The 17,684-nt window shown below is 45.6% G+C and carries 16 protein-coding genes; 11 read left to right on the forward strand and 5 right to left on the reverse strand.

Features of this window, described 5'->3' with window-relative positions; genetic code table 11:
- Positions 1 to 92: 92 nt before the first annotated feature.
- The 4 genes from ACYVD4_RS13520 to ACYVD4_RS13535 all read left to right on the forward strand — a co-directional run bounded on the left by ACYVD4_RS13520 (position 93) and on the right by ACYVD4_RS13535 (position 5,625).
- A complete protein-coding gene (locus ACYVD4_RS13520; RefSeq protein ID WP_460946430.1) occupies positions 93 to 2,507 on the forward strand; it encodes an ABC transporter permease in 2,415 nt (804 codons plus the stop codon).
- Between the two features lie 370 nt (positions 2,508 to 2,877).
- Complete coding sequence (locus tag ACYVD4_RS13525) at positions 2,878 to 3,069, forward strand: hypothetical protein (RefSeq protein WP_460946432.1); 192 nt, start codon at positions 2,878 to 2,880, stop codon at positions 3,067 to 3,069.
- Between the two features lie 295 nt (positions 3,070 to 3,364).
- A complete protein-coding gene (locus ACYVD4_RS13530; RefSeq protein WP_460946434.1) occupies positions 3,365 to 4,606 on the forward strand; it encodes an MFS transporter in 1,242 nt (413 codons plus the stop codon).
- Positions 4,607 to 4,689: 83 nt separating this feature from the next.
- Complete coding sequence (locus tag ACYVD4_RS13535) at positions 4,690 to 5,625, forward strand: hypothetical protein (protein ID WP_460946436.1); 936 nt, start codon at positions 4,690 to 4,692, stop codon at positions 5,623 to 5,625.
- Positions 5,626 to 5,648: 23 nt separating this feature from the next.
- Here ACYVD4_RS13535 and ACYVD4_RS13540 read toward each other — a convergent pair whose 3' ends face one another.
- The 5 genes from ACYVD4_RS13540 to ACYVD4_RS13560 all read right to left on the reverse strand — a co-directional run bounded on the left by ACYVD4_RS13540 (position 5,649) and on the right by ACYVD4_RS13560 (position 11,334).
- Complete coding sequence (locus ACYVD4_RS13540; protein WP_460946438.1) at positions 5,649 to 6,611, reverse strand: amidohydrolase family protein; 963 nt, start codon at positions 6,609 to 6,611, stop codon at positions 5,649 to 5,651.
- 29 nt (positions 6,612 to 6,640) lie between these two features.
- Positions 6,641 to 7,093, reverse strand: a complete 453-nt coding sequence (locus tag ACYVD4_RS13545) for a PepSY domain-containing protein (protein WP_460946440.1) — start codon at positions 7,091 to 7,093, stop codon at positions 6,641 to 6,643.
- A 462-nt stretch (positions 7,094 to 7,555) separates the two neighbouring features.
- Entirely contained in the window at positions 7,556 to 9,070 is a 1,515-nt protein-coding gene (locus ACYVD4_RS13550; protein WP_460946442.1) for an amidase, read from the reverse strand.
- A 2-nt stretch (positions 9,071 to 9,072) separates the two neighbouring features.
- Entirely contained in the window at positions 9,073 to 9,621 is a 549-nt protein-coding gene (locus ACYVD4_RS13555; RefSeq protein ID WP_460946444.1) for a hypothetical protein, read from the reverse strand.
- Between the two features lie 129 nt (positions 9,622 to 9,750).
- Positions 9,751 to 11,334 carry a M61 family metallopeptidase gene (locus ACYVD4_RS13560; protein WP_460946446.1) on the reverse strand — a complete coding sequence of 528 codons (1,584 nt, stop codon included), beginning with the start codon at positions 11,332 to 11,334 and terminating at the stop codon, positions 9,751 to 9,753.
- Between the two features lie 214 nt (positions 11,335 to 11,548).
- Between ACYVD4_RS13560 and rpmH the strand changes: the two genes are divergently transcribed.
- The 7 genes from rpmH (at position 11,549) to ACYVD4_RS13595 (ending at position 17,680) form a co-directional block, all read left to right on the forward strand.
- On the forward strand, positions 11,549 to 11,716 hold the full coding sequence (rpmH, locus tag ACYVD4_RS13565; protein WP_460946448.1) for a 50S ribosomal protein L34: 168 nt from the start codon (positions 11,549 to 11,551) through the stop codon (positions 11,714 to 11,716).
- A 54-nt stretch (positions 11,717 to 11,770) separates the two neighbouring features.
- Entirely contained in the window at positions 11,771 to 12,166 is a 396-nt protein-coding gene (locus ACYVD4_RS13570) for a ribonuclease P protein component (protein WP_460946450.1), read from the forward strand.
- Between the two features lie 31 nt (positions 12,167 to 12,197).
- A complete protein-coding gene (locus ACYVD4_RS13575; protein ID WP_460946452.1) occupies positions 12,198 to 13,208 on the forward strand; it encodes a hypothetical protein in 1,011 nt (336 codons plus the stop codon).
- A 25-nt stretch (positions 13,209 to 13,233) separates the two neighbouring features.
- Entirely contained in the window at positions 13,234 to 14,886 is a 1,653-nt protein-coding gene (locus ACYVD4_RS13580; protein WP_460946454.1) for a S41 family peptidase, read from the forward strand.
- A gap of 130 nt (positions 14,887 to 15,016) precedes the next feature.
- The gene (gene tsaB / locus ACYVD4_RS13585; protein WP_460946456.1) at positions 15,017 to 15,709 is read left to right on the forward strand and encodes a tRNA (adenosine(37)-N6)-threonylcarbamoyltransferase complex dimerization subunit type 1 TsaB; all 693 of its coding nucleotides are present in this window, start codon (positions 15,017 to 15,019) and stop codon (positions 15,707 to 15,709) included.
- Positions 15,710 to 15,811: 102 nt separating this feature from the next.
- On the forward strand, positions 15,812 to 16,579 hold the full coding sequence (locus ACYVD4_RS13590; RefSeq protein WP_460947541.1) for a type III pantothenate kinase: 768 nt from the start codon (positions 15,812 to 15,814) through the stop codon (positions 16,577 to 16,579).
- 417 nt (positions 16,580 to 16,996) lie between these two features.
- Positions 16,997 to 17,680: a hypothetical protein gene (locus tag ACYVD4_RS13595; protein ID WP_460946458.1), complete on the forward strand. Its 684-nt coding sequence runs from the start codon at positions 16,997 to 16,999 to the stop codon at positions 17,678 to 17,680.
- The last annotated feature ends 4 nt before the right edge of the window (positions 17,681 to 17,684 follow it).

Below are 17,684 nucleotides of genomic sequence, written 5' to 3' on the forward strand. Positions count from 1 at the left end.
AATCCTGTCAAAAAGCAAAGACGAAAATTTGTCAACCTTTTCTCAACAGAATCATGATCGGAAGCTACATCAAAACATCACGACGCAACTTAATGCACAACAAGCTGTTTTCGGCCCTCAATATTGTTGGTCTCGCCATCAGTATGTCCGTCGGCTTGCTGCTGATCGCGTTCTTACTCGACCTGCGTTCATACGACAGATTTCACGAAGATGGGGAACAGATTTATCGCATTACCAACGTAGCAACATTTAAAGGTGAACAAGGTATATGGCGCCCCAGAGCCAAGTTTGCAACCACATCGATAAAGGCCGGAAAGCTTATTCGCGAGAAAGTGACGGGCATGGAGGAGGTAACGATTCTGCGTAGCGATTTTTCGCAGGATGCCAACGTTGGCGACGATATTATTCCGATAAAAGGCTACTGGGCTGATCCGTCGGTGTTTAGAGTTTTTACGTTTCCGATGCTGGAAGGCAATCCTGAAACGGCATTGAAAGACCCTTACTCAATCGTTCTTACGGAGACGGCGGCCCGAAAACTCTTTGGCAACCAATCGGCGCTGGGCAAGGCAATCAAATTCGATACACTCGCTTATCAGGTGACCGGAGTCATGCAGGATGTTCCTTTCTTTTCGCATATTCATTTCGAAGCACTCGTCTCACTGGCAACGGCCGCGCAGCTTAATAAAAACGACAAGAACTTCGACAAATGGACAAGCATGTCGTCGCACTACGTTTACCTAAAGTTGCCAGAAAATGCTGACGTAGTATCAATTCAATCACAGCTCGATGTTATAGCAAAACAGGAAAATCTTGCCGAAGAAAATACGAAGATTCAGCTTGAACTTCTTCCGTTATACAAGACCGTGGTTGGCGAAAATTTTCATGCCACTGAGGGTGGGCCGGGCTCTGTGGGGCCTCACATGTCTCCTCGTGTGCTTTGGATACTCGCCGGGCTTGCCCTTATTGTGATTTTGTCGGCTTGTTTCAACTATACAAATCTTTCGATGGCACGCGCCATCCGTCGCTTTAAAGAAATAGGTCTCCGCAAAGCAATTGGGGCCGAAAAGAGTCAGATCCGGCAACAATTTCTGGCCGAATCAATCCTGATTTCGCTGTCGGCTCTTGTTCTTTCATTCATTCTGTTTCTTGTTCTGCGACCGCTTCTGATAAATCTGGCTCCTGAAATGCAAGGTATCGTGAAACTCGAGCTTACATTGCCTATGGTCGTAGCGTTTATTATCTTTTCGCTTATGGTCGGCGTAATTGCTGGCTTCATGCCTGCGCTGTTCTTCTCGAAAGTCAACGCGATCAGTGCACTCAGGAACGTATCCGCGCCAACGTATCGGTCGGTGAAAGTTTTCAAACACGTAACATTACGGCGTGCATTAGTGGTGGTTCAATACACGCTCACCCTGATCTTTATCACAACAACCGCTATCGGTTATGTGCAGTACAAAAACATTCTGACATTCGATTTGGGATTCAACACCGAAAATATCCTGAACATCAATATGCAGGGCAACAAACCAGATGCCTTTCTCAAGGAATTGAGCGAGATGCCAGAAGTGTCTGCCCTTTCCCGATCGTTAATTGTCACCAGCGTTGGGAATGCCTGGGGCGGCTACATGAAATATAATACTTCACGCGATTCAGCGCTGGTGATGACCAACCACGTCGACGAAAACTATGTGTCTCTGCATGAATACAAACTCGCTGCTGGAGGAAATTTTATGGCCCGCCCTACCACAACCAAAGCCGCTACCGAAATAATCGTTAATCAGCAAGTATTGAAACGATTTAACATAGCGAACAACGACCCTCAGAAAGCAATCGGAAAAGAAATTACGTTCAGTAATTTCAATGGAACCCGCAGGATGACCATTGTTGGTGTCATGAAAGACTTTCATTACGGTAAGGTCGATAACCTCATCGGGCCGGTGGCATTCATGCACTGGACACCTGAAGACAGAACGGTTATTAATGCCAAAATACAGAACAAAGACATCTTGGCAACCCGAGCCAAAATCGAGTCGGTCTGGAAGAAAATTGACCGTGTTCATCCGTTTGACGCCAAATTCTACGACGAAGATATAGAAGAGGCCTATCGCGAATTTTCCACACTGATCAAGATCATTGGCTTCCTTTCGTTTCTGTCCATTTCAATCGCATCGATGGGTCTGTTTGGGATGGTAACTTACACAACCGAAACCCGACTCAAGGAGATCAGTATCCGAAAAGTGATGGGCGCAAGTTCAGGCAACCTCATCTACTTACTAAGTCGCGGTTTTCTCATGCAACTATCGGTTTCGGCACTCATCGCATTGCCGATAACGTACTTGTTTTTTGAAAAGGTTGTGCTCACCAATTTTCCGTACCATACCCCTGTGCAGATCACGGAGTTACTGATTGGCTTGCTGGCGGTATTACTGATCGCATTCCTTATGATTGGCTCGCAGACGATGAAAGCCGCGAAAAGTAATCCGGTAGACATTCTCAAAAGCGAATAGATGGGAACGAATTGATAATTAAGCTTCGGGCCAATGTTTAGTTCATTATAGTAACAGTTTATTGAGCGACCGAAGAGATGCATTTAAGAGAACAGTGTTTTTCAAGGTCTTATTGGATTATTTGAGACGGGATTGACAGTAATTGAGACAGAATTGACAGTGAGTTTAGTAAAGGGGTTAGATATTTGACGAGCAGAAAAACGCTACGTATCGACCCAGCCGATGGCTAAACTTTACGACTCGCTTTTTAAACCCTGATCTTCTCTCTTTTGCTCAACAGTACGTGTTTAAGAACTTGCCTATAAATTACATCAGGTAGAGATGACGCTAAAAATGGCATTGACTGAAACACATAAACCGACTCAATGTAATGCCTGACAAGACTCAATCAGTTGATACTCTTCTAGAAAATTATGTATTCATGGTTGCCAATCAATATATTGATCAGGTAGATGCTGAACTGCAAAAGAGACTAATAAGATTGTTGCTTGAAGTGGGGCAGGAAACTCGTCAGGAAGATCAGGCTGCACAGCAGATTGTTCTTGATCACAATGAAACCTAGCACTCGTGATTTCTACGATAGATTGTCAACAGAAAAGATTGAACTTGATACGTAGTCGTTCATTCTAGTTGTTGCTACGTTGATTGCTTTTATCGGCACATTCAATGTAAACTTTCATTTTTCAGCGCATTAAAGATAGTATAAAATTAAGGGTTGAGAATGTTCCAGGTCGGGTAGCTAATCTAAAGCTCCCAAAGTAGAATTAACGCCGTAAATCATAGCTCTTTTAACGTCTGTTTTCTATTTTTTGCCGTACTTTCGGTGCTATAATCACTCGCTCCGAAACGTTGGCCTTATGCCGCACACAACTACCGTACCGCCTTCTACTTCACTACGTCCACTGTTTTCCCTGCCCGTCATTGTTGCTGCGTTGGGCTATTTTGTCGATGTCTATGATTTGCTGTTGTTCAACATCGTTCGCGTTCCGAGTTTGAAAGATATGGGGCTTTCGGAGGCTGATATTTCACTAGTTGGCGGACGGATTCTGAATTTTCAGCAGGCGGGCTTGTTACTCGGCGGTATTCTCTGGGGCATTCTGGGCGATAAACGGGGCAGGCTTTCGGTACTTTTCGGCAGTATCATTACGTATTCACTAGCCAACATCGCCTGCGGATTTGTTCACAATCCAGAGCTTTACGCCTGGCTTCGGTTCATTGCCGGTTTTGGACTGGCGGGCGAATTAGGTGCGGGCATTACATTGGTGAGTGAAATTTTACCTGCTCGTCTCCGAGGCTATGGTTCATCGCTGGTAGCCAGCGTGGGTTTGTTAGGGGCGATTGTAGCCTACTTTACCGTATCACTTTTCGACTGGCGAATCACGTATTTCATTGGTGGCGGACTTGGGCTTGGTTTGTTGTTGCTACGTGTCAGCGTACTTGAATCGGGAATGTTTACCCGTATACAAACCTCTAACGTATCGCGTGGTAATTTCTGGGCATTATTTCGAAACGGGCCAGCTGTGCTACGTTACCTGCGCTGCATGGGAATTGCGCTGCCTACGTATCTGGTGATTGGTATTCTCGCTACGTTCAGCAATGAATTCGGAAAAGCGTTGGGTATTCAGGAAGCCATTCCGCCGGGCCGGGCCGTTATGTATACGTACATTGGCATTGTTGCAGGCGATTTGTTCAGCGGATTTCTGAGTCAGTGGTTGCAGTCTCGCCGGAAAGCGGTGGGGCTGATGATGGGCTTTACGTTGCTGTGTATCGTTGTGTATCTGTTTGGTGGTATTACGTCGGCAAGTGCGTTCTATACTGTGCTAATGATAATGGGTTTTGGAACGGGCTACATCGCCATGTTCCTGACCATAACAGCCGAAAGCTATGGCACCAACCTTCGGGCAACGGCTACTACGTCGGTGGCTAATAACGTTCGGGCTACTACGTTGCTAACCATTCCGGCGTTTCAGATGATGAAGCCATCGCTGGGTGTTGCCGAGTCAGCCGCTATTGTGGCACTGGTCTGTTTTGCACTGGGTTACTGGTCATTGGCTACCATTGAAGAAACGTTTGGTAAAGACTTGGATTACAGTGAGTAATATTCACAAACCAACATCTTTTGCTTTTATAAGCTAAAGTCAGAGACATTGCTTTATAATTCAGCATTTACGACTCATTTTTTATGAATCTGTTTGCAGCTACTCATACTATTTTCTATAGTTGTTTGTTCACTATTGGCTTGTTAACATCCTGCCAACCGAAGGCTGAATTAACACCTGTTCCACAGACAGCAGCGACAAACAAGACGAACGACAAAGATTTCCAGCCAATTGCGCAGGCTGTTAATTTACCAATAACTGTTGATTATCATGATTATGAGGGTATGCTGGCACATCTTGTCTACCGCTCAACCTTTACATATGACAATCAAAACCGACTGCTAAACATTAGCGATCAATTGACCGATTCGCCGGGTAGCAACAGTTCAAGCTGGGTGCAGTTTCAGTATACCGACAATCGGTTGACCAGCATCGATTTAAAATCTATTTCGGCAAATAGTGATGACCCAATCTACGACGAAGACCGAAAACCGGCTCGCTTTGAGTTAACCTATTCTGGTCAGAATGTAGCAGCACGGCTTTTTATTGGCGGAAAAGAAGTTCAGAAGAGTTCGATTATGCTCGATGAGAAAGGCCTACCCGTGAAAAGTAGTTTCAAAAAATTGTTTTTTGATGAGAAAGGGAATATCGATTTTATTGCTAAATCAAGAGCATTTCCTTTGGTTGGTACGGAAATTATTGAACAGCGATATGATGCCAATCCGACTGTGTTTAGTCAGCTCAGGGAAATGCAGCTTCTGGATGGTTTGTTAAGCTCGGTTAACCGATTCGCTACGTCAAGCGGCTTAACAGGGTTAGGTAGCAGCCTGAGTACGAATAATTTGATCTATACAAAACGTAAGAATTGCGATCCCAAATACGGTTGTAAGGAAATAGACGAACCGCATATTCAGGCAGTAACCCTAAATGGGCAGGGCTTTCCTAACCAGTTGATTTGCAGTATGGGTGCGCTGGGTAATTATAAGTTTACTGTTGCCTACAAACAGGTAAAGAATTAGGCCACACAAAACCTGTAGCCGTTCTAACCGGGCTGAGAGGCATCTCTTTTTTGCCAGTGATACGCAGCCATCGAATTCCTCCAGAAATATTTTTCGGCTACGGTTCGGCCTTTTGCTGTAAAATATTCTTTCACAAGACTCAATCCGGCGTTAATGGGCAACCAGTTATCGCTGTTCGGCCAATCGCTGCCATATAATAGCCGATCTTCGCCGAACGTAGCAAAAAACGTATCCAATCGATCTTGATAGAAGCTTAGGTTTTGCGGAATTTTTCCGTCGACCCGACGTAGCACTTCTGAAATCTTTACGTAAACCTGAGATCGCTTTCCTAATTCACGCAAATCGGCTTCATAATTATTCCGCACATTAGCATCGTCCGGAATAGCCATTTGAGGAAGGTGATCGATTACTATCTTCAGATTTGGCACCTGATCGCTGATACGTAGCACGGCCGCGAGTAGGGTTGGATTTGGGTTTGCCGTATCAAGCACCAGCCCCGCCTGCGCAAGAAGTTTCAGATCGTCGATAAACGCCGGATTCGACAATTGGCCCGATAGGTTACGATTCCAAAGGTTTCCATACCGAATGCCGCGGAACAGTGGATTCCGCCCAAAACGTTCGAGCTGGCGACTAAATTCTGGTTTACCCGGCTCAAGATTACCTATAATTCCTACGATAATATTGTCTTTATCGGCAACATCCAGCACCCACTGATTATCCTCGAGCCAGGGGCTGGCTTCTACCACAACAGCCCCCACAATGCCAAGCGGACTGACCAACTTACGGTAACGTTCTGGAAGGGCTGGCCGATAAAGAAGCTTGTCTTTGGGCGTTGGCCAGGGCACACCTTGCGAACGAGACGTATCGAACAGGTGAATGTGCGTATCAATGATTGGGATAGCAGGTTCTTCTCCCCAGCTTATAGATGGGAGTCCAATCGTTGCAGAAGCCCCAGCGGTCAGGGCAAGAAAATTTCGGCGGTTCATGGTATTAAAATAACGAATCCAGCCATTTTCTACCCAGCAACAGGCGGCTTTAACTCACTGACTTTGCCTTTTTTCTCACTTTTCTTACCACGATACCACCAGATAATGAATCCTGTTACAGGCAAGCTTGCGCCAATTAAGCTGATGAAAAAAGCTAGAATCCGAGTTGGTAAGTCATAAATCTGCCCTAGGTGAATATCAAAATTCAGGAGGTATAGTTTTTCGCCCGCCGAAAGTTCATGATATTGGCGCGACTCCTTCGACGGTAATTCTTTCAACGTATTTTGATCGAAAAAGCGGTTAAATGTTTTGTAAATGGTGCCATCTTCTGGATTGATACTCACCTCAAAAGGTTCTTTCGCTTCGTCGGGAAACGAAATGTTCATTCGTCCCATCGAGCCTGGATGCTCGCGACGAATGAGTTGCCACAATTTATCTTCGGGCTGCGAATATGCACGGGTTGTGATGGTTGTATCTGACAATGGGTGTTCTCCATGTCCGTGCGCCCCAACCTGTTCTTTCCCCGTCAGAATCTCATTTCAATTGTTACTCCTGTTTTTCTTAGTTATAGAGTTGTAAAGTTGACTGTCGCAAGAACAGTGTCAATGAGACAGCTCACTCTACAACTTTACAACCCTATAACCTTAGCAAGTGCCGTAGAAAAGAGTTCCATCGACTTATAACCGGGCGGTCACCGGTTCGACTCCGGCCATCAGAGAAGCAATTTTCTGGTGTAGCTCAGTGGTAGAGCACCTCTCTTTTCGCTTGTTGCCTTGCTATTTTTTATACAACCAGAACCGGTGCCGTAGTGCATAAATTCTTCGATTCCCGCTGGAGATGATGGTAAACTTCATCTCATTGCCAAAGCAGTGATAGCTCAATCAGAGTGCCAGAATGCAGTCTGCTCGAAAGTTGCCCGGTTTTGGTCTTTTAATACGTATCGCTTATAAAACTGGCAGTTTGTCGAACCACGGACGCTCTTTCTCCAATTGACCAGCCAAACGAAATAAGGTAGCTTCGGCACCCTGTTTCGCAGCAAACATCACTCCTATTGGCAAACCATCTGCCGACCAATGCAGCGGAACCGACATGGATGGCTGCCCGGTCATATTTGTAATGACCGTGTAGGAAATATATCCCAATGAACGTTCGGCCAGATCAGTCACTGTTTTGCTGCCGTTCAAAAATTTCAATCCGCCGAGCGAGTCGACCAGTTTCAACAACCGTTGCTCTGAAACAGTATTCTGAAACGTACCAATCGCAATCGGCGGGCGCGGTAACGTAGGCGTCAGAAACACATCGTAGGTTTCATGCAACTGGCCCATAGCGCGGTTGAGCGAATTCCAGCGACGCTTTTGATACGCTACATCGGCGGCTGAAAACCCTTCGGCCAGTCGAGCCTGTGCCCACGTATTCAGCTCTACATCTTCACGACGGGTCGGCCGTCCTAAAAACTTGCCCAACTCACGTAGTACGCCCGCCGTTTCGCTTAATACTGTTAGAAAGAAAGCTTCTGTTACAATCGTTTTCTCATAAGGTAACGGAATTTCCTCGACCGTATGACCTAGCTTTTCCAGCAGTTTTACCGTTTCCTTAACCGCCTTTACGCACTCAGAATCTGTTGGTTGTGATTCAATCAATGCCTGCGTTGAGAAAGCGATACGTAGCTTGCCCGGCTCCCGACTAACTTCTTCTTTGAATGGCCGTTCGGGCGGAGCAATTCCATAAGGATCACCAGCGAGCGGACCAGCAATTGCATCGAGCATCGTGGCACTATCCCGAACGCTACGTGTCACTACGTTGCCAATAACGGCACCATTCCAGAGTTCACCATATTGTGGGCCAAGCGTAACCCGACCGCGTGATGGTTTTAAGCCAAACAAACCGCAGCAAGAGGCCGGAATCCGTATGGAGCCACCCCCATCTGTAGCCGTTGCCGCCGGAACAATACCAGCCGAAACAGCCACCGCCGAGCCGCCACTTGATCCTCCGGGCGAATGCGTTGGTTTCCACGGATTACGGGCGGGGCCGTATAATTTCGATTCAGTGTAAGGTGTCAGGCCGAATTCGGGCGTATTGGTTTTGCCAAAAAATACCAGCCCGGCCGCCTTCAGTCGCTTTATGACTTCACTATCAGTCTTCGATACGTAGCGTTCGTAACCCCGACATCCTGATTTCATCGGCGTACCAGCCCACTCATATTCCAGGTCTTTCAGTAAAAATGGTACGCCCCGGAATGGACCTTTTTCGGGCAATTTGTTCAGCATGCTACGTCCCTGATCATATAAAGGCGTAACAATGGCATTCAGTTGGGGATTTACGGCTTCGGCACGGGCAATGGCCGTTTCAAGCAATTCACCAGCCGTAACCTCACCTTTTTGCACCAACTCAGCTAACGCGGTGGCATCATGTGTAACGTATTCGTTGAATGACAAGGTTTTAGGACTGGCAGTTTGCATAGTTACAAAGCTGAAACGGCAAATATCGAATCGGAATAAGCGCCAATTGATACGTAATCTTTCTGACTTAACTCAGGCGCGAACTCCTGTAATTCAGTAAGCGAAACCGGCCAATTAATTACTCCATTTGATAAGCCTAACGCCAGTTTCGTAAACAACATATAAGCCGATGCCCCTACAAGTCGATCTGTTTTTGCCGATGGAAGTTTAACGTATCGCCCAATAATCTGCATAATAGCACTCTTCTTACCGGGAAGCATTTTCCCTAAAAGTCGGTGGCCTTCTGTAGATACGTTATCTATATCAGTATCGTCATTCCCAAAATCAGGGGCATCCTTTGCGGTTGTTGCATGTTGCGCCAGAATTCGTCGAGTCAACTCTCTTCCGATGTCGCTCTGTAGCTGTTGATTCAGACAGGCCAGCGTTAAACTTACGGCTAACCGATATGCATCTTTCGTGATTGCGGTTGGCTGATTAATCCATTGTGCCAGTTTTTCGAGATGCGTATCATTATCGATAAGCAGTTTAAAAGAAGAAGAAATGTCTTTCATGAATAGTAGAAATTAGTTACGAAATGGCGCATGGTTTATACAACTGAGACGAAACGTCCATTAGTTAGTTTCGCTGGCCGATAAACTTCACAATCCATTTTTGTACCAATCTCTGCCTAGTCGCGTATTTTATTTGGCAACTACGTTCTTTCCTTCTTTTATTTCGGAAACCAGCTCAGGCGCTCCGTCTTGGGCAGGCTCGGTCAACGTACCGCCAAACCATTGTCTTCGTTGCTGGCGAGTTGACGATGCTTCATCCGTCGATTCCTCCAGTTCCAACAAACGAATACCTCCCGGCTGATCAATAGTTGGCTCTTCATACACGACCTGTAAACCCACCCAAGCCAAATACTCATTCAGTTTGTTTTCAAGCGGTTGATTCCCGAAAATACACAGATCGTAATACCAGTCGAGCGATTCTCCCGCTACATCTTCGGTGATTTCCCGATAGTCTTCTAACGTATACCCAACAAAGGGTTTGCCAAAACGCTGCCACATCTGCCGCATTACGTCGTCCAACGAGCGCGCATGATTCGAGATTTGTCGGATATGCAGATCAAGAATCAGAGCAGCAATAGAACCTTTGTGATAAACCGAAACTTTTCGATCAGGAACGCCTTTGTCGTAGCCATCGAGCCATAAATCCCACGATGATTCGACGAGCGACTGAAACGCCCGACCATTATTTTCGAAATGTCGTTTAAAAAGTACCTGCAATTCTTTCAGATAAGCCTCATCGGTGAAAACGCCAGATTGACGTAGCATCAAATCGCCGTAATACGTTGTGACGCCTTCGGCTACGAAACAGGTTGGGAAATAATTCTCCTGCGTGAAATCATACGGCAACAATTCTGTTGGCCGAATCCGGATGATGTTCCAGGCGTGAAACAACTCATGCGACGATACGCCCAGCAAATCCTGATACAAACCTTCACCTTCATCGTTTGGGCCTAAAACCAATACGGTCGAATTCCGATGTTCGACACCATGATAATATGGTACCGTAAGGACAAGGGTCAAAAAATGATACGTCTTTTCGGGGAATTCACCATACAGTTTCAATTGCTTTTCAGTAAACCGGCTAAAATCACGCACCAATCGTTCGGCGTCATAAACCGGCGTACCATCACTACGCCAGCCGCCATGTAGCCAGACATTAAACGAAATGCCATTCACTACGTATTCAATACGTTGCAGATCAGGTGATGCGATGAGCGGGCAATCGACCAGTTCGTAAAAATCAGACGCCTTCAAACTTTTTTCGCTGATTTGCTCCAGTCCACAGGCAATTGTCCAGCCATCCGGAATCGCCAGTTCGAGCGTGCAGGGTTCGTCAATACGCCCTTCGGCATACATACAAAGATTGACAGGATTGACGTACAGCAACGTATCGTCTATATAACTACTTCCGGCATTTAGCTGATAAATTGTTGGCAGAATGGCATAATAATTATACCGGGCAATTAACGTAGTGCCGCCATTCATCTGCACGCGCCAGCGGTCTTTCGTAATCTTCCGAAACGGCAGCGGATTTCCATCGCCATCGAACAGTTCTAATCGCTGAATATTTTTAGCAAATTGCTGCAACTCGTAACGTCCCGGACGCCAGGCGGGTAACTGCAATTCGACTTCCGACGTAGTGATGGCCGATAGTTGGGCGTCTACGGCAATATAATTAGGCAAAAGAGGATCGGCAGACAAACGATAGTGCATAACGTAGGCAATATAGCGCTCACAAGAAGCTGTTTTGAGAACGTAATTTAGCGGCTCAACGGCTCATTTCCCGACAAAACAGCACATTCCGATAACTTTTACAATCTATCGACGTGATCGACGTGTTTTTATAAATCAAGGCTTTGTAAACTACACTGATTCTCGTATCTTTGCGGACTCATTTCGGAAATAACGATTTAGGCAGAAATATATCATGAAAAGAACGTACCAACCATCGAACCGTAAGCGGAAAAACAAACACGGATTCCGTGAGCGGATGTTAACCGCAAATGGCCGCAAAGTTTTGGCTCGTCGTCGTGCTAAAGGTCGGTGGAAACTGACTGTTTCGGACGAGAAAAAAGGCGAACGGTTCAAAATCTAATTACTGGTCGATAGTTTCTTTTCGAGCAACTGTCGGCTACTTTCTATCGAGTTTATGCCGCAAACCTTCACGCAATCGGAACGGCTTTGCAGCAAAAAAATCATCGGTGAATTATTCAAAAAAGGTAGTTCGTCTGTCAGGACGTTCTACCTTTTTCCGTTTCGGGTTCTGTATATTTCCCAATCTGAATTTCCCGCCGAAAGCAACGTTTCGCTGCCTGCCATTGTCATTACCGTACCCAAACGAACATTCAAACACGCCGTCGACCGAAATCTGATTCGCCGACGTGTACGAGAGGCTTATCGGCTCAACAAACAGCTTTTTAGCCCAGCAACCAGTGAGGTCGTTTCGCAAGGCCCCGCCTACATTGCCTTTTTGTATACCGCCAAGCAAATAATTTCGTTTGAAGAAATAGAAAAAGGTATGAAATTGGCTCTCAAAAAAATGTAGCCTGATCACACTCAGCTATTGGACTGTTCTGATGCGTCTTCCACTTTCTCCATTTCGATGGCTGTTTTTGTTTACTGGGCTGGCCCTACTCCTCATTGGAGTCGAATACTCCATTGTGCAGTCTGTGGCTTTTAGCCAACGGCCCGATTGGATATCAGCGGGAGTCATTTTCGATCTAGTATTGCTCCTACCCGCTCTCTATTACTTTCTGGTTATCCGAAAACTTAACCTCTCTCTACGAAGCCTTACTATCGTTGTCGGAGTTGCGTTGAGTATAACAGCACTTATACTACCAACAAATTATCGGCAATTTCTTAGTATAATACAGCATTCGCTGGTAGTTGTTGAGCTATTTTTTGTTGGCTACGTTCTTCTCCGCATCAATAAGATAATCAGGAATTACTGGCAATTGAGCACGCAAAATCCTGACTTTGTTACGAATCTCCTTCAAAGTCTCGACACTATACTGGGGCATTCCCGATTTAATCGTATTTTAGTAAGCGAACTTTCTGTGCTACGGTATGGCTTATTCGGGTGGTGCTTTTCGACCGAGAAAACAGCAACCGATAAAGCGTTTAGTTCGCATCAGGACTCAGGAGAATTAGCACTAACAACGGGAGTAATTCTGGTTGGTTTAATTGAAACGTTGGTTGTGCATTTACTGCTAAATCGCTGGAGCCCAGTTGTGGCATGGGGTGCAACAGTAATAAGTTTTTATGGTCTATTGTTTTTCGCTGCCGATCTGGTAGCTACCATCAAACGACCCGTATTGATACGTGAGAATGAACTAGTTTTTCGATTTGGTTTACGTGGTTATGGCACGGTGGCAAAACCACTAATTGACCAGGTACTCGCTATTAACACTAAACCCGAACGAAACTCAGCCACCATGAACGGTACATTTTTAGCTGTACCAAATTTATTGATCACAGTACGTGAACCAGTATTAATGACTGGCCTGTTGGGCAGTCAACGCTATGTGAGCCAGATTGCTTTATTTATTGATGACAAACAGCAATTTATTAACGAATTGACGGCCTGAACCGCCTTTATACTATAGAAAGGTTATGAAAAAACACTGGAAATCCCTCGCTCTAGCTGGCGCTCTGGCCGGAGGTTTATCATTGGTTGCAATGAAAACTGACGATCGGTTCTTCGAAATCGCTCGTAACCTCGATATCTACGCTACGTTGTTCAAAGAACTGAACCTGTACTACGTTGATGAGGTGAATCCGAACCGCATGGTGAAAACCAGCATCGACGCCATGCTGAAGGCGCTTGACCCATACACCAACTTTTTTGCCGAAGACGAAATCGAAGACTATATGACCATGACCACCGGCCGCTATAATGGTATTGGTGCACTGATTGGGCAACGTCAGGGTAAGAGCATCGTATTGATGGTGTATGAAGGAACGCCTGCCGAAAAATCAGGGTTACGTATTGGCGATGAGGTGGTTAAGATTGACGGCGTTACGTTGAAAAACCTGAAAGATGCCGACCCCGGCAAGTTGCTGAAAGGTCAGAACAACACGGCGGTGAAATTATCGGTGATGCGGTACGGCCAGAAAGATCCGGTCGAATTGAGCGTAACGCGCGACGTAGTGAAAATGACCAACGTACCGTATTACGGCATGATTACGGAAGATGTGGGTTATATCGACCTGAAAGATTTCACAGCTACAGCCTCGCGGGAAGTTCGTTCAGCGTTTCAGGAACTGAAGGGTAAAGGGATGAAAAAGTTAATTATCGATGTTCGTGAAAACCCCGGCGGGTTGTTGAACATGGCCATCGATATTTCGAATATTTTCATTCCCAAAGACTCAGAAGTTGTTACCACGAAAGGCAAAGTGACGGAGTGGAACAAAACCTACACGGCTCTAAATCCTCCGCTTGACCTCGAAGTTCCGATTATCGTTCTAACAAATAATCACAGTGCTTCGGCTGCCGAAATCGTGTCGGGAGTGATTCAGGATTACGACCGAGGTGTGCTGATTGGTCAGCGGACATACGGAAAAGGGCTGGTACAAACCACCCGCGAATTATCGTTCAATACGAAGCTGAAAATCACGACAGCTAAATATTACATTCCAAGCGGTCGCTGTATTCAGGCCATTGATTATAGCCATCGGAATCCCGACGGTAGTGTTGGCAAGATTCCAGATTCCTTGAAAACAGCTTTTAAAACGAAAGCAGGCCGGGTGGTTTATGATGGTGGTGGCGTATTGCCCGACGTAGTGATTGAAGCACAAACACCTGCGCCGATTGCCTTGAGCCTGACCAACAAAGGACATATTTTCGACTATGCAGTGAAATATCGCCACGAGCACCCGACAATTAAACCCGCGCGTGAGTTTCGCCTGACCGATGCCGAGTATCAGGACTTCACCAAATGGGTAGCTGATAAAGAGTACGATTATACGACACAGGTTGAAAAAGACCTCGGTACGCTCGAAGCATCGGCCAAGAAAGAAAAATACTTCGACCAGATTCAGGATCAGCTAAAATCGCTGAAAACCAAAATGTCGCATAGTAAAGACGCCGACCTCAATACGTTCAAAGCCGAGCTTAAAACGCTGCTCGAGCAGGAAATTGCGGGTAACTATTATTTGCAACGTGGCCTGAAAGAATCGTCGTTCGCTACCGACCCTGAAATGAAAGCCGCCCTTGATCTGTTCAAAGACATGGGCCGCTATAACTCCATTCTGAAAGGAAAATAAGTTAAGTAACGATAAGTGATGAACGGTCCGCCGTAGCGGTTTGCTGACGCCAGCTTTTATTAATTGCGTCAGCAAACCGCTACGGCGGACCGTTCATCACTCATCGTTCATCACTTATCACTCATTACGTATGCCTCTACTTCTCTCGCTTGATACGTCGACAACGGTTTGCTCGGTTGCACTGCATCAGAATGGTACGTTGCTGGGCAGTTACGAACTATTTACCGAACGAACGTCGGCGGCAATGCTGACAACTCTGTTAAACAACGTAGTACAACATACTGGGCACGAACTGCAACAGATAGATGCTATTGCGGTAGCAAAAGGGCCGGGTTCTTATACGGGTCTGCGTATCGGAATTTCTACCGCTAAAGGACTTTGTTTCGCTCTCGATAAACCGCTAGTGGCGATCAATACGTTAGCCGGCATGACCGAGCAGGTTCGTACTTTTTTTCCGAATAATTCACTTCTTTGCCCAATGCTCGACGCCCGGCGTATGGAAGTTTATTGTGCTTTTTACACAACGCAGGGCAATGAAGTTGCACCAACATCAGCACAAATCATTGATGAGCACTCGTTTGAGAATTGGTTGATAAAAGGGCCGGTCGTGTTTTTTGGCGACGGAGCGGCTAAATGCAAGTCGTTACTAGCACAACATCCAAACGCGCATTTCCCTGATATAACAATTCAGCCGTCGGCCCGAGCTATTGGCGTACTAGCAACAGCAGCTTATGAAGCCGGTCAGTTTGAAGATATTGCTACGTTTGAGCCTTTTTACCTCAAGGATTTTATGACAACCCAGCCAAGAAAAGCAGCTTTTTAAGTTGCTTCTTCACCGCTATTGTTCTATCAACTGACGAATTTGTGCGGGAATCTGCGGTTTTTGTCCTTATTTCGTCCCGATAACCGTCTATTATCCGCTTCTGTGCAGATTATCGTTGACATCGGCAATACCGACGCCGTTTTCGGTCTTTACGACCAAACAAACTGGCCACATATCTGGCGAACGCCCGCCCGTAGGGACGAAACGCCAGAATCATACGAGGGCCGTTTGCGGCTCTGGCTCCTCGAAGCGTCTATTCCGCTTAGTTCTATAGAACGTACCGTTATTAGTAGCGTAGTGCCCGATTTGACCCCAACGCTACGTGTTATGATGGCCGAATTATTCGGTTTTGAGCCAATAGTAGTAGGTCCGGGAGTTTATCCGTTATTACCTGTTGAGGTGCTACGTCCGCACGAAATCGGTGCCGATCTGGTTGCTAATGCGCTGGCGGCTTACACACGCTACCAACGAAACTGCGTAGTGGTTGATTTTGGAACGGCGCTTACCTTTACAACGGTTTCGGGCGAAGGTAAAATAATCGGTGTTGCCATTGCACCGGGTCTTCGAACCGCGATTCGTTCACTTTTTTCGAATACTGCCCAACTCCCTGAAGTTCCGATTGAGGTTCCAGAATCGGCACTTGGCACCAGTACTACGCACGCTATTCAGGCAGGTATTTTATTAGGTTACGATGGCCTTGTCCGTTCGTTGGTCGAGCGGATTCAAACCGAACTCAATGGCGATTGTATTGCTGTTGCTACAGGTGGTTTATCGAGTCGGATACCGTCGCTACGTAGCGTTTTTACGGATATTGTTCCTTCACTTACGCTAGAAGGCGTTCGCTTGATTGGCGAGTTTGCATCCAAATAAACATCTTTCTCACATCAACCAATAAGCTCACAATCAGTTTTTTGGCTACTACGTCGTTGCAGGTTTAGTTCCTACCAGGACACTATAATACAAAAAAGACTTCTAACAATAGGGGTCTTTTTTTTGCATTATACTAATACATACAAGTATCACTAAATTATTGGTATACCATTAAATAAATTTCAAAAAAGGTTTTTTTTTAACCTATCTCCAGAAAAATTGAACATTACGTTTTTTTTCCTCTATCACTTCTATTCTATCTCTGTATAATTAAAAATCAACAAATAGGATTATTTTTTATCTGATTATTAAGCACTTATAAATTAGTTAAATTAAGGTATTCAAATAACGGGGTAACTCTAAAAAGTGTATATCAGAATCCGTTGGAGAGTCAGTTCCTTAATACAACCTGCTACTATGAAAAATATTACTATGTTCATCACAATCACATTAATTGTATTTTTCTCTGTTTATTTTGCTCATGCGGCTTTACCGAAACCAATCTGGCAATCAGGAAAAATTGTTCTACAAGATAACACCGTACTGGAAGGTGATCTGGTTTACAATTGGCTGGTGGAAACCGTACAACTACGTCAACCCGACGGACGTATTCGCCTGTTTACTACGTATCAGGTACGTCAATTCAGTTGGTTCGATATTGAGCTGAACAAACGCCGGGATTTTATGGCACTCACCAATGCCGCCAGTAAAGAAACTGAAACGAGTCGATTTTATGAAGTAATTATGGACGGGCCGTTGGCGGTTGTTCGGAAGCTCAAACGGCCACGCGGTCTATGGAAACGGGCTATCAGTCATCCCATTCATTTTAACGATCAGGTTACGCTGGCCCAGAACACTGATTTATTCGACTACTACGTACACGACGCCGGAAAATTACTTTCGCTGGACAGATATTATACCGACGTTTATAAACCGCTTATGACCACCTATGCCCAACAAATACAGCAATATACCATTGGACATAACATAAACGACCGTGTATTGTTGGGCCGTCTTCTGCTAATCAGTCATTACAATACGTTAGTCGAGCAATCGTCGTCAACAGCATCAGTACGAAATCTGATTCCAGCACAGGAATAGTTTC

Source organism: Spirosoma daeguense (assembly GCF_054776875.1).

Coding starts and splice junctions, on each gene's coding strand:
- ACYVD4_RS13520 (WP_460946430.1), top strand. CDS start 93: ATGCACAACAAGCTGTTTTCGGCCCTCAATATTGTTGGTCTCGCCATC.
- ACYVD4_RS13525 (WP_460946432.1), top strand. CDS start 2,878: ATGCCTGACAAGACTCAATCAGTTGATACTCTTCTAGAAAATTATGTA.
- ACYVD4_RS13530 (WP_460946434.1), top strand. CDS start 3,365: ATGCCGCACACAACTACCGTACCGCCTTCTACTTCACTACGTCCACTG.
- ACYVD4_RS13535 (WP_460946436.1), top strand. CDS start 4,690: ATGAATCTGTTTGCAGCTACTCATACTATTTTCTATAGTTGTTTGTTC.
- ACYVD4_RS13540 (WP_460946438.1), bottom strand. CDS start 6,611: ATGAACCGCCGAAATTTTCTTGCCCTGACCGCTGGGGCTTCTGCAACG.
- ACYVD4_RS13550 (WP_460946442.1), bottom strand. CDS start 9,070: ATGCAAACTGCCAGTCCTAAAACCTTGTCATTCAACGAATACGTTACA.
- ACYVD4_RS13555 (WP_460946444.1), bottom strand. CDS start 9,621: ATGAAAGACATTTCTTCTTCTTTTAAACTGCTTATCGATAATGATACG.
- ACYVD4_RS13560 (WP_460946446.1), bottom strand. CDS start 11,334: ATGCACTATCGTTTGTCTGCCGATCCTCTTTTGCCTAATTATATTGCC.
- rpmH (WP_460946448.1), top strand. CDS start 11,549: ATGAAAAGAACGTACCAACCATCGAACCGTAAGCGGAAAAACAAACAC.
- ACYVD4_RS13570 (WP_460946450.1), top strand. CDS start 11,771: ATGCCGCAAACCTTCACGCAATCGGAACGGCTTTGCAGCAAAAAAATC.
- ACYVD4_RS13575 (WP_460946452.1), top strand. CDS start 12,198: ATGCGTCTTCCACTTTCTCCATTTCGATGGCTGTTTTTGTTTACTGGG.
- ACYVD4_RS13580 (WP_460946454.1), top strand. CDS start 13,234: ATGAAAAAACACTGGAAATCCCTCGCTCTAGCTGGCGCTCTGGCCGGA.
- tsaB (WP_460946456.1), top strand. CDS start 15,017: ATGCCTCTACTTCTCTCGCTTGATACGTCGACAACGGTTTGCTCGGTT.
- ACYVD4_RS13595 (WP_460946458.1), top strand. CDS start 16,997: ATGAAAAATATTACTATGTTCATCACAATCACATTAATTGTATTTTTC.